The organism is Spiroplasma sp. Moj (assembly GCF_016082285.1).
In the GTDB taxonomy this organism is placed as follows: domain Bacteria; phylum Bacillota_I; class Bacilli_A; order Mycoplasmatales; family Mycoplasmataceae; genus Spiroplasma; species Spiroplasma phoeniceum.
In genome coordinates this window covers 1-13,362 of sequence record NZ_MQTY02000019.1, presented here as the reverse complement: position 1 = coordinate 13,362, position 13,362 = coordinate 1, and the positions used below count along the sequence as shown (strand labels likewise).

Annotated in this window: 11 protein-coding genes; 10 read left to right on the top strand and 1 reads right to left on the bottom strand. The window is 28.3% G+C overall.

Annotation, left to right across the window (positions count from 1 at the left end):
* The first annotated feature begins 110 nt into the window (after positions 1-110).
* From BST80_RS01760 to gatB, 9 genes are all read left to right on the top strand, one after another.
* Complete coding sequence (locus BST80_RS01760; protein WP_415745689.1) at positions 111-518, top strand: NAD(P)-dependent oxidoreductase; 408 nt, start codon at positions 111-113, stop codon at positions 516-518.
* 321 nt (positions 519-839) lie between these two features.
* Positions 840-1,064 carry a hypothetical protein gene (locus BST80_RS01755; protein WP_415745687.1) on the top strand — a complete coding sequence of 75 codons (225 nt, stop codon included), beginning with the start codon at positions 840-842 and terminating at the stop codon, positions 1,062-1,064.
* A gap of 172 nt (positions 1,065-1,236) precedes the next feature.
* Positions 1,237-2,970 carry a phosphoenolpyruvate--protein phosphotransferase gene (ptsP, locus tag BST80_RS01750; RefSeq protein ID WP_415745686.1) on the top strand — a complete coding sequence of 578 codons (1,734 nt, stop codon included), beginning with the start codon at positions 1,237-1,239 and terminating at the stop codon, positions 2,968-2,970.
* Positions 2,971-3,401: 431 nt separating this feature from the next.
* Positions 3,402-3,884, top strand: a complete 483-nt coding sequence (locus tag BST80_RS01745) for a PTS sugar transporter subunit IIA (protein WP_415745688.1) — start codon at positions 3,402-3,404, stop codon at positions 3,882-3,884.
* 113 nt (positions 3,885-3,997) lie between these two features.
* Entirely contained in the window at positions 3,998-5,623 is a 1,626-nt protein-coding gene (locus BST80_RS01740) for a hypothetical protein (RefSeq protein ID WP_415745685.1), read from the top strand.
* Positions 5,624-5,634: 11 nt separating this feature from the next.
* Positions 5,635-7,638 carry an NAD-dependent DNA ligase LigA gene (ligA, locus tag BST80_RS01735; protein WP_415745684.1) on the top strand — a complete coding sequence of 668 codons (2,004 nt, stop codon included), beginning with the start codon at positions 5,635-5,637 and terminating at the stop codon, positions 7,636-7,638.
* Between the two features lies 1 nt (position 7,639).
* Positions 7,640-7,933, top strand: coding sequence for an Asp-tRNA(Asn)/Glu-tRNA(Gln) amidotransferase subunit GatC (gatC, locus tag BST80_RS01730; protein ID WP_114565449.1), 294 nt, complete (start codon positions 7,640-7,642; stop codon positions 7,931-7,933).
* 1 nt (position 7,934) lies between these two features.
* Positions 7,935-9,413: an amidase family protein gene (locus BST80_RS01725; RefSeq protein ID WP_415745683.1), complete on the top strand. Its 1,479-nt coding sequence runs from the start codon at positions 7,935-7,937 to the stop codon at positions 9,411-9,413.
* Positions 9,406-10,848, top strand: coding sequence for an Asp-tRNA(Asn)/Glu-tRNA(Gln) amidotransferase subunit GatB (gatB, locus tag BST80_RS01720; RefSeq protein WP_415745682.1), 1,443 nt, complete (start codon positions 9,406-9,408; stop codon positions 10,846-10,848). Before BST80_RS01725 ends, gatB begins: the two co-directional genes overlap by 8 nt.
* An 11-nt stretch (positions 10,849-10,859) precedes the next feature.
* On the opposite strand, the gene BST80_RS01715 is transcribed toward gatB, so the two are convergent.
* Positions 10,860-11,561 (bottom strand): potassium channel family protein, encoded by a 702-nt coding sequence (locus BST80_RS01715; protein ID WP_338990398.1) that lies wholly within the window; start codon positions 11,559-11,561, stop codon positions 10,860-10,862.
* Positions 11,562-11,664: 103 nt separating this feature from the next.
* On the opposite strand from BST80_RS01715, the gene BST80_RS01710 reads away from it, so the two are divergent.
* Complete coding sequence (locus BST80_RS01710; RefSeq protein WP_415745681.1) at positions 11,665-13,257, top strand: potassium transporter TrkG; 1,593 nt, start codon at positions 11,665-11,667, stop codon at positions 13,255-13,257.
* The last annotated feature ends 105 nt before the right edge of the window (positions 13,258-13,362 follow it).

Sequence of the window (13,362 nt, the reverse complement as noted above, 5' to 3'; positions counted from 1 at the left end):
AAATAATTTAAATAAAAAAGTCCTTTTTCGTTGTAGGAAAATATTAAATTTTTAAATAAAAGACATAATTAATTAAAATTATAATTTGCTATTAGTATCTTTTTAAAAATATTTACAATTATTTTAATAGGTTATGCAAGAAGTCTATTAAAGACCAAAATCATCATTTTGTTAATAAAGAATTTCTAGCACAAATGAAACCGGGGGCAGTGTTAATTAATGCAGCGCGTGGTCAACTAATGAATAGTGAAGCAGTTTATGAAGCTGTTAAGTCAAATCATTTAAAAGGTGTAGGATTAGATTTATTAGAAAATGAAGGTGATGTTTTTTTCCAAGATTTTAATGAAAATAAAACACCATATAATCTGACAAATAAATTAATTACCTTATATCCACGAGTAATTATTACACCACATATAGGTTCTTATACTGATGAAGCTGTCAAAAATATGATTGAAACAACATATGAAAATTTAAAAGAAATTTTAACAAATGGTGAGTCAAAAAATAAAATATAAAACAAATTTTTAGAAAGTAGAGTTTTAGTCTACTTTTTATTATTTAAAATAACTTTTAATAAAAAATAATAAAATAAATAAAATTATTATATAATTTATTTAGTAAAAAATTGTGATTTCTATTTATTTTTTATTTTATATTAATTAATAACACTTGTGGGGTGACAAAAAAAGCGAGGTATTTTTTGTAATGCAAAAAAATGGGCAGCAAATGATTTGTGATAAATGTCAGTTTAAATTTAAATCTTTTTATAGACAATGAAAATTAAATAATAATAACAATAAGTTATTTATTTTTCGTGTAGAAAAAAATATCAAGCATTGAGCAAAAACATTGATTTAAGTGAATTAATTCCAGATTATGCTTTTGTTTATAATTCAACTTGGTTTGCTATTTATAGTATTAAAAAAATTCAACGAATGAGAATTAATACAATAAAAAATTTAAATTTTAAACAAGGTACTTTATTAATTGGATTTTATTGATATCGGATTTTTATTAACGGAATTATGCAAACTCGTTGATATAATCTTCCACGAGTATAATAATGTTTTTTAATTTTATAAAATAAAAAAATAAAATAGTTACTTAAATTTATTGTTTTTTACAGAAAATAATGTCTTATAACAAAAAATCTAGTTAAAATGCAACAATTTTCCAGTTTTCGGTATATAATAAAAATAGTTTTAGTAAAAAGAGAAGTGAGGATTTTTTATTATGTCAAAAAAACTGCACGGGATAGGTGCCAGCAATGGAATTGCAATTGCCAAAGTTTTTAAATTAGAAGAACCAAAATATGAAATTTCGAATAATACGGTTTCTGATTCGGCAAAAGAAATTAAAATACTAGAAGCAGCAATGCAAAAGGCAAACACAGATATTGAAAAACTACAAAAGATTGCCTTAGACAAATTAGGAGCGGAAAAAGCAGCAATTTTTGAAGCACATAAGGAAATTTTGCGTGATCCAGCAATGATTGATGAAGCAAAAAATATCGTTAAGAGTAATAACAATAATGCATCATATGCAATTCATACTGTTGCTCAAAAGTTTATTACAATGTTTACAAGTATGGATAATCCATATTTTAAAGAGCGTGCAGCTGATGTTAAAGATGTAACTGATCGTTTAATTAAGTATATTTTAAATGTTCCGGTCTTAGATTTAGCAACTATTAGTGAAAAAGTTATTATTGTTGCTGAAGATTTAACACCTTCACAAACAGCGCAGTTAAATCCTAAATTTGTGAAAGGATTTAGTTGTGATATGGGGGGGCGTACTAGTCATGCTGCAATTATGGCCCGTAGTCTAGAAATTCCAGCTGTCTTAGGATTAAAAGATATTACAAAACAAGCAAACCATCATGAAATAATTATGATTAATGGAACAACAGGAGAAGTTATCTTAAATCCAACATCGGTGGAGATTAAAACTTGGACAACAGAAAAAGAAAAATTTTTACAATTGCAACAAGAACTATTGGCATTTAAAGATAAACCAACAGTTTCAAAAGATGGATATCAAAAATTTGTTTTAGAAGGAAATATTGGAGCACCAAAAGATGTTCAAGGTGTTTTGGATAATGGTGGGCAAGGAATTGGATTATTTAGAAGTGAGTTCTTATATATGGATAATGACCATTTCCCAACTGAAGATGAGCAATATGAAGCTTATAAAAGTGTTTTGGAAGGAATGCAAGGGCGCCCAGTGATTATTCGAACATTGGATATTGGTGGTGATAAAAAATTATCATATTTTAAATTTCCAGAAGAAATGAACCCATTTTTAGGATATCGTGCGATTCGCCTTTGTTTAGATAAAACAGATGTTTTTCGAACACAATTACGTGCTTTATTACGTGCTAGTGTGTATGGGAAAGCTGGTATTATGTTTCCAATGATTGCGACAGTTGATGAATTTAAAACTGCAAAAAAAATTACCTTAGAAGAAAAAGCAATTTTACTTAAAGAAGGACATAAAGTGGCAGACAATATTGAAATTGGAATGATGATGGAAATTCCAGCAGCAGCAATGTTAGCTGATCAGTTTGCAAAACACGCTGATTTCTTTTCAATTGGAACTAATGATTTAATTCAATATACAATGGCAGCTGATCGAATGAGCCAATTTGTGGCATATTTATACCAACCATATAATCCATCTGTTTTACGTTTAATTAAAACAATTATTGATGGTGCCCATAAAGAAGGAAAATGGGTTGGAATGTGTGGTGAAATGGCTGGAGAGGAACAAACAATTCCGCTTTTAATGGGAATGAAATTAGATTACTTTTCAATGTCTGCCACAAGTATTTTAAATGCGCGTCGTATTATTAGCAAATTAGAAGTTTCGGCAATGGAACAATTAGTAACAGAAGCATTAGAATGCCAAACAGGTGATGAAGTTTTGGTTTTAGTTGAAAAAAGAACAAAAAATGCTTTAGAAGTCTAAAATTTTGATAAAATAACACTATATAGTGTTATTTTTTATTAAATAGGTGGTTTAAATGATAAATCTAAATACGTATGCAATAATTGACCTTCCATTACCAGTTTTAATTGCTTTTGTTGTTATTTTTACGGCATTATCAATTAATTAGTGAATTTTGATATTGAAGACAATGGTATAAAACACGCCATAATGCTAAAAATGATAATTTTGCGGTTAAACAGAAGGTAACAATTCGAGTTGCTTTTCAAAAAATAAGTATTTAATTTTATTTTTATTATGTTTCTTTTGCTTAATTGGTTCTATTTTGGTTTTAGTTAAACAACTAGTTGTTTTCGCATTGTTTTAAAAATAGCACATAAATTTAATAATTTTATAGTATACTAAAGATAGATGACAAAGTTGTCTGCTTAATGAAAAAAGGAGAAGAAAAGATGGGATTATTTAGTAAAAAACCAAAAGAACTTGAAATAATTCCCCCTGTAGATGGTGAAGTTATTGCTTTAGATAAAGTTGAATATGAAGTATTTTCACAAAAAATGTTAGGTGAGGGTTTAGCAATTAAACCAAATGCTGGTAATTTTATTGCTCCAATTGCTGGGAAATTAATTACCGTTTTTCCGACAGGTCATGCTTATGCAATCAAAAGTAATAATGGTGTTGAAATGTTATTACACATCGGAATGGATACAGTTTCATTAAATGGAAAAGGATTCGATATTCAAGTAAAACAAGATGATAATGTTAAACAAGGGAATTTATTATGTAATGTTGATTTAGCAGTTTTAAAAGTTGAAAATGTACCAAGTTTAGATACGCCAATTGTTTTTACACCAGAAACAATGAGCGGTAAGACAATTAATATTGTTAAAACAGGTAATGTTAAACAAGGAGAAATTATTGCTGTTATTAAATAGGAAATAATTTTAACTAATAAGTGATTTATAAAATGGAAATCACTTTTATTTTTTTTTATAAAGTATATTCTAGAGTGTTTTTGCTATAATTGTTAAGAAAGGAAGAAGGTCAAATGGTAAAAATACTTTTAATTGCGATTGTTTTTTTCTTATATTATTACTGAGTCTTTTCTTCAACAGGGGCAATTTTAGCCGAATTTTTAAAAATTCGAACTAAAAATATTTATTTTGGAATGATTATGGGTTTTTTCTTTTATTTTGCTGTTATTTCTTTTTTGCTAATTCCATTAGAATTTATTCCTAATTTACGTTATATTATTTTAGTTTATTCATTATTATCAATTAATATTTTATATTCATTATTTTTGTTATTATTTATTCGTTATTGATTTAATATTAATTTATGAGATTGAAATCACGCCATTTTTGTTGTTGCATTTGGTGTTTTTATGGCATTATATTATGCTAAAAATTATTTTATTGCTCCTTCAGGTTCAAACATTACTAATAGTTATATTTTAAGTTTTTATTTTTTTGCTTCAGTTGATAATAATATTATTTTTAAATTAAATCCAAATGTTACGATTGCTAATGCTCAAGCTTTAGCAACATTATCTTGGTTTACAAATGTTTCAGTTTGATTTGTAATGACTGGAATTGATCCAAGTGATATTATTTGAAATTTATTAAATATTTTAGATGCAATGCTATTTGCTTCAATTTTTGTAACATTATTGAGTAATTTTGCTAATAAAAAAAGTAATCGTTTTTTAATTGGTACTTTATCACTCCTTGTTTTATCTGCTTCAAAATTATTGATTTATTATTTTGGATATGATTCATGGCATCAACAGAATATGTTAACTGGTTTATTTTTTGTCACTTTTATTTTAATGACAATTTACACAAATGAAGAATACCGCAGTCGTAATATGCCTTGAATTATTGGTATTATTTTTGCAAGTTATATTACCTTTGAATGAGATGCATCGTATATTATGTTATTTATTATTTATGTTTCAACATGAATTAGTATGTTAAAATATAAAACTAATTTTTTAAAAGATATGGTTAAGTTTATTTTATTTTCAACATTATGTTTTATCTTTTACAACGCACAAATAAAAAATATTTTACTAATTTTTATTTTTTTAGGATTATTTTTGTTAATGATAATTTTATCATTTTTGTTATATCGCAATTATTCACGAGTACATGATATTGAAATAATGATGTACCTAGGGCAAAAAAAATTATTATTTGTTGTACCAATTATTTTTACTTTAATTTCAGTAGTCATTGTTTTAGCAATGGGGGAAAATAACTTAAATTTTTGAACATTAGAAACAATTGCATCAGCCTTATATGTACAGTTAGAATTAGGGCGTTGAGAACCATGAACAAATATTGTCTTCTTAATTATTTCTTTTGTCTTTTTAGGTTTAGCTTTAATTTGATTATTCTTTTTTGAACGAATTCCAAATTTTGTTGCAAAAACTCCAATTAATATGCTATCAATTTTAACAGTAACTTTCTTTAATCCGTTAGTTGGGCGTTTTTTAATTTTAATTTTTAATGAACAGGCTTTGTTAAACAATGCTACGGTTTTTATTGTTGCGTTATTAGTTGCCTTAAATATTAGTGTTTATGCATTGAAAATTAAACCGTTTAAAAAATGGCATTTTAAAAAACCACCAATTTCCCCGCATCATAAAAAGAACCTAAAAATAATAAAATAAAGGAGGATATTATGACTTTTGAACAAGCAAAAAAACGTAGTTTAGTATTAAAAGAACAGTTAGAACAATGAAATTATGAATATTATGTGAATGATAACCCTAGTGTCAGTGATCAAGAATATGATCGAGCAATGCAAGAATTAATTGCAATTGAACAACGATATAGTGAATTAATTACAATTGATTCTCCAACGCAACGTGTTTCTGGTCAAGTTAGCGAAAAGTTTAATAAATATGTTCATACAAGTCCAATGTTAAGTTTGGGAAACGCATTTAATTATGATGATTTAATTCATTTTGATGAACAAATTAAAGAATTGACGGGTTTGCCAGAGGTTGAATATACTTGTGAATTAAAAATTGATGGATTATCAATTTCATTAGTTTATGATAATCATCTTTTAGTGATGGGGGCAACTCGTGGAGATGGTCTTACTGGTGAAGATGTTACTATTAATATTAAACAAATTAAATCAATTCCTCTTCGAATTGACCAACCAACTTTAACTGTTCGGGGTGAAGTTTATTTATCAGTTGAAGAATTTAAGAAGATAAATGAGGAACGTGCGAAAAATGGCGAATCTGAATTTGCTAATCCTCGAAATGCAGCAGCAGGAACTTTACGGCAATTAGATTCAACAATTGTTGCAAAACGAAAGTTAAATGCATTTTTATATTATTATGTTAATGCTTTGCAGGATGGAATTCAATCACAGTACGAAGCTTTACAAAGATTAGAACAATTAAAATTTAAAACAAATCCTGAGTATCTTTATTGTTCAAATATTGCGGCAGTTTGAGCATATATTCAAGAGTATGAACCAAAACGTCATCAATTAGGTTATGAAATTGATGGAATTGTGATTAAAGTTAATAACTTAAATTTATATAACCGCATAGGTTATAATGCTAAAAATCCAAAATGAGCAATAGCTTATAAATTTCCAGCAGAAGTTGTGGTTACAAAATTGCTTAATATTTTTCCTTCTGTTGGAAGAACAGGACGGATTACTTATAATGCTGTTCTTGAGCCAGTTCGTATTGCAGGAACAATTGTACGAGCAGCAACATTACATAATGCTGATTTTATTACTGAGCGTGATATTCGGATTGGTGATAATGTTCAAGTTAAAAAAGCGGGGGATATTATTCCGGAAGTGATTAATTATGTTGTAGCTTGTCGCCAAAAAAATGCTCAAAAATGACATGAAGCAACGCATTGTCCAGAATGTAATTCTTTATTAGAACGTGTTGAAGGTGAGGTTGACCAGTATTGTATTAATTCTGTTTGTCCTAAAAAAATTACTCGGGGGTTAGAACATTATTGTTCACGAAATGCGATGAATATTGAAGGAATTAGTGAAAAAATTATTGAACGATTATTTAAATTAGGATATTTAAAAAGTTTTATTGATTTATATCAATTAGAGCAATACCGAGCGGAAATTATTGAATTAGAAAATTTTGGTGAAAAATCATTTGAAAATATGATTGCTTCAATTAATAATTCAAAAAATAATTCCTTAGAGCGATTATTGTTTGCATTAGGAATTCGACATGTTGGTCAAAAAACAGCAAAATTATTAGCACGACAATTTAAAACAATTGCTAATTTAGCCGCCATGAATATTGAACAATTATCAATTATTAATGATATTGGTCCAATTGTAGCAGCTAGTGTTGTTGATTATTTTGCAATTTCAGCTAATCAACAAGAACTTGCCTTACTACGCCAAAAAGGGATTAAAATGGAGTATTATGCTACTAATCAGCATTTAGCACAGAAGTTTGAAAATTATCGGTTTGTGATTACCGGAGTTTTATCAAAACCACGAGAATATTTTAAAGAGTTAATTGAAAGTTATGGTGGGCAAATTTCTGAAAGTGTTAGTGCAAAAACCACTTATTTACTGGCAGGGACTGATGCTGGTAATAAATTAGTAAAAGCACAAAAATTAAATGTTAAAATTATTAATGAAGAAGAATTTCAACAATTATTAAATAAGGAGGGATAAGATGGCACGAATTACAAAAGAAGTGTTACAAATGTTAGCACATGATATTATGCTAGATTTACAAGATAAGGAACTAACTAATTTAAGTCAAGAATTTGATGTTATTTTAAAACAAATGGATTTAGTACAAAAAATTGATACAACTAATGTTCATTCAATGCATTTTCCATTTGATTTAACAGTTGACTATTTGCGTGAGGATGATGAGATTGATGTTGCTCCGCAAGCTGAAATTTTAGCGGCAGCACCAAAAAAAATAGATGATTATATTGTAATTAATAAGGTGGTTAAATAGAATGGCAGCTTATTCAATCAAAGAATTACATCATCTTTTAGTTGCTAAAAAAATTACTCCATCGCAAATAGTTAAGAATGCTTTTACTAATTTAGACAAATATCAGGTTTTAAATGCAACAGTGACAGAATTAAAAACAGAAGCCACAGCTTTGGCAGCTAAATTAGACCACCTTGTTGTTCCTAAAAATATTTATTTATTTGCCTTACCATATTTTGCAAAAGATAATTTTGCAACAAAAGGAATTAAGACAACGGCGAGTTCAAAAATTTTAGAAAATTTTATTCCAAATTATGAATCAACAGTAACTAATATTTTGAAAGAAAACAATAGTATTTTATTAGGAAAAGCAGCTTTGGATGAGTTAGGAATGGGTGGGCATGGTTTATATGCCTTAACAGGAGATGTTTTAAACCCTTGAGATTTAAGCCGGATTACTGGTGGCTCATCATCTGGCTCAGCAGCTTTAGTTGCAGCTGGTGTTGTTCCATTTGCATTAGGAACAGATACAGGTGATTCAGTACGAAAACCAGCAGGTTATTGTGGTGTTGTTGGTTTTAAACCAACTTATGGTTTAATTTCACGGTATGGTGTTTTTCCTTATGCGCCATCATTAGATACGGTTGGATATTTTACTCGAACTGTTGAAGACAGTGCAATTGTTTTTGATTATTTAGCACAAGAAGATCACAAGGATGCAACCTCATTAAAGAGTAAGGAACAAGGTTATTTTAAAAATTTATCATCAGAAAAAATCAAAAAACAAAAATTTGCTTATTTAAAAAATGCGCATGCGATTCTTCCAGATGAAATTAGAATTCATTTTGATCATTTATATGATGAATTAACAGCCCGCGAGATTAGTGTTACAGCAATTGATTTTCCAGAAGATTTACTAAAAGCATTAATGCCAGTTTATATGGTGATTTCTTTTACCGAAGCAGTAAGTAGTCATTCAATGTTGGATGGAATTAATTATGGAACACGAGTTGATGGGGACACTTATCAAGAAGTAATGATGAATTCACGAACTAATGGTTTTGGTCATGTTGTTAAACGTCGTTATGTTATTGGTTCATACACTTTAACAAAAAATAACCAAACATTATTATTTTTAAAAGCAAAACGAGTACGACGTTTAATTGTCAATGCTTTAACTACTGTTTTTGCAAAATATGACTTTTTATTATTACCAGCTGCATCAACGATTGCTCCAAAAATTACTACTATTATTAAAGATCAAATTTTAACAGAGGCAGAACTAGAAAATTATGTTGATGATTTATTAGTATTAGGTAATTTAATGGGTAATCCATCATTAACTGTTCCACTTGCTTTTGTTGATAAAATGCCAATTGGAATAAATGTTAATGCTGCTCCTTTTGCTGACCAAAAGGTCTTTAATGCTAGTTTATTAATTGAAGAGATTGTTGGAATTAAAAATAAAGTGGCACCAGAAAGGGGGAACAATCATGATTAATTTTGAGGTAGTAATTGGAATTGAAAATCACGTTGAATTAAAAACAAAGACAAAAATGTTTTCTTCTGGCGCAGTGAGTTATGGGTCTAAACCCAATAGTATGGTTAATCCAATGGATGTTGGGTATCCAGGAGTAATGCCAACAGTTAATAAAAAGGGAGTTGAGTTAGCGTTAATTGCTTGTCAAGCACTTAATTTGACAGTTGATCCAGTCATTCAATTTGATCGTAAAAATTATTATTACCCTGATTTAGCAAAAGGTTTCCAAATTACGCAGCAATATTATCCAATTGGTCAAAATGGATATTTAACGATTATTGATGAGAATAATAAACCTTTTAAAGTAGAAATTGAACGTCTGCATATTGAAGAAGATACTGCTAAACAGTTGCATGAAGAAGACCAAACATTATTAGATTATAATCGTGCTGGAATTGGTTTAATTGAAATTGTAACTCGCCCTGTATTACGGTCAGCGTTTCAAGTTCGTCAATATTTAGAAACTTTACGTGAAATTTTAGTTTATACCAAAGTTAGTGATGCTAAAATGAATGAAGGTTCATTACGATGCGATGTTAACATTTCGTTACGTCCAATTGGTGTGAAAACATTTGGTGATAAGGTTGAATTAAAAAATCTTAATTCAATTGCAAATGCTGAAAAGGCAATTGAATATGAAATTACAAGACAAAGTGAACTTTTATTAATGGGAAAAAGAATTGAACAAGAAACACGCCGATTTGATGAAAAAACAAAAACAACGGTTTTAATGCGTCATAAAACTGATGCTATTGATTATAAATATTTTTCTGAGCCAAATATTTTTCCAATTAAATTAGATCCAAATTGAATGACAAAAGTTCTTAAAAATATGCCAGAATTACCAGCTGTCAAACGTAAACGTTATTTATCAAAATTAAATTTAAAACCAGCTGATATTGAAATTATTTTACAAGATTATGCCTTAATGAATTTTTTTGAAGCAGCAATTAAGTTATCACCACATTATGAAATGATTGCTCATTATTTAATTGGTGATATTAGTGCTTATTTAAATCAAAAAGGATTAACAATAAGTGAAACAGCATTAACACCACAAAATTTAGTTGAAATTATTATGTTAATTAATCAAAATATAATTTCAAATAAACAAGCCAAAACAGTGTTACAACGAATTTTAAATGAAGATTGTGCTCCAACGAAAATTGTTGCTGAATTAGGATTAAAACAAATTAGTGACCCAGTTGAAATTAAAACAATTATTGAGCCAGTTTTTAATGCTAATATAGCAATGCTAGAACAATATGAGCAACGGCCAGAACGAGTAATTAAGTTTTTTATGGGTGAATTAATGAAATTAACAAAAGGACAAGTTGCCCCAGAAATTGGCCAACAAGTAGTTATTGAATTAATTACAGCGAAACAAGGGAAATAAAAAAAAGATGGTTACTTACCATCTTTTTCATATTCTTGATCAATTTTTTGTAATTTAATTGTTAAATCATTAATTGCACTAATTTTAGCAATAAATAATAATTCATCATCTAATTTAATTGTTTCAACATCTCCGGGTAAAATAACACGGCCTTTACGTTTAACATAAACAATATTATAATCTTTATTATTAATAAAACGTAATTCTGATAATGTTTGTCCTTCAATATTTGGATCAGTCACCTGAATAATTAATGATGCATAATTTTCATCAACAGTTTGCATTTCAATGTCAATATCAAACATTGCTTTAGTTGCCGTAATACTTCCGGCCATTGTATCGGGTTGGATAATATTATTAATTCCTAATGCTTTTAGAATTCGTGCATGACGGATATCTTTTACTTTCGCAATAATATTAGTAATTCCAAGGTCTTGTAATCCAATAATTGTTAAAATACTAGCTTCAATATTACTTGCGATTGTGATAATGACAGTATCATACTCGTCTAGTCCTTGCTCAATTAGATTTGTTTTAACTGTTGCGTCTAATGCTACGCCATCAACTTGTTCATAACTAGCAATCATATTATTAACCTTAGTTTGGTCAATATCAAAGACCATAATATGTTGTTTTCGTGCAATTAGTGTTTCAATTATTGAACGTCCAAAATTATTTAGTCCAATAATTGCAAAACTTTTTCTTCTTGCCATTCCTTTTCCCCCTTATTGCATTTTTAATTATACTATTTTTTTTATTATTAGCAATAATTACTAACTTGTAGTATATAATAATATTAATGAAAGAGGGACACAAATGGTTTTTTTTCAATTATATTTCAAAAATATTTTTAAAAGAAAAAATGATAATAAACTACAACGTAATAATGACCCAACTGCACCATTAACACGGCGTCGTCATTGGTTACCCTTCTCAAAAATATCGGGAAGATTATTTTTAGTTTATATTTTAATTGTTCTTTTAGGCGGACTACTGTTATCAATTCCAGGTTTTGTTCATGGCGGAGAACGGATGATTCTTGATGGAAAAGGTAAAATTTTAAACCCTTTAGTTACTTTTGCGTGAAATTATTTAATTGGTTTATTTACTGCTGCTAGTGCTTTTTCTGATACTGGAATTACAATTAGTAATCCTGCAGCGGATTATACTTTTTGGGGACAATTGGTAATTTTAATTTTAATTCAAACAGGTGGTTTTGGAATTGCTACTTTTAAAATTATGATTTTTGTATGATTAGGGCGTCGAATTTCAATTAAGGATAAAATGCTAGTGCAAGGTGAACGAGGAAGTAGTAACTTTGGGCATACAATGGATTTAATTAAAAATAGTTTTATTTTTTTAATTATTTTGGAATGTTTTGGGGCAATTTTATTATTTTGTAATTTTTATTTTTCACCGTTATCAGTAGAAGGAAAATTCATGATTGATAATGTTACTTATCATAATTTTTGACGAAGTTTATGAAGCGGTGTTTTCCACTCAATTTCATCAATTAATAATGCTGGGTTTGATATTATTGGTAATTCATCATTAATGCCTTATAATACTAATTATTTTATTCAATTTGTGTTTTTATTCCAATTTATTATTGGTGGTTTAGGTTTTCCAACTTTTTACGATTTAAAACGAAAATTTGTAGCCTGACGACGAAAAGAACATGTTAAATTTACCTTATTTACTAAAATTAATTTAATTACTTATATTGGTTTATCAATTATTGGTGTTTTTAGTGTTTGATTAATTGAATTTACGAATATTAATACAATCCATCCTGAAACTGCTCAGCATATGGAAAGTATTTTACGAAATTCAAAATCAAATTGAAATGGTTTTATGAATATTTTCTTTAATACAATGTCAACCAGAAATGCAGGTTATTCAACAGTTGAAATGAGTAACTTTTTACCAGGATCACGAATAGTGATGTCAATTATGATGTTTATTGGATCAGCGCCTTCTTCTACCTCAGGGGGGATTCGAACAACAACCTTAGCTGTTATTATCATTACAATTTGGTCTATTATTCGGAATAATAATAGTGTTAATGCTTTTAAACGGAAAATCCCAAATGAAACAGTAAAACGAGCGTTAGGAGTTACTGTTATTTCAGGAGGTTTAATTGCAATTGCCATTATCTGTATTAGTGCTGAAAATCCTCATCTTGATGTTTTAAATACTTTTTTTACAATTTGTAGTGCATTTGGAACAACAGGATTAAGTACTTTAAATTTTACCGAACTATATAACATTGGTATTTTAAGTACTTTAATATTGATTCTATTAATGTTTATTGGGCAATTAGGAGTTTCTTCAACGTTATTAGTTTCAATTCGTGGAAGTGGTAAAAAAGAATACAGTTATGTTGAAGAAAATATTTTAATTGGATAGGTTNAAAANATAATNTTTTTGTGAGGTACCATATACATTTTAGACCAGTTAGTCTTTTAAAAATTTTAACACAGCTTCAGTTGGTGTTAAAAAATTTATGCTTTT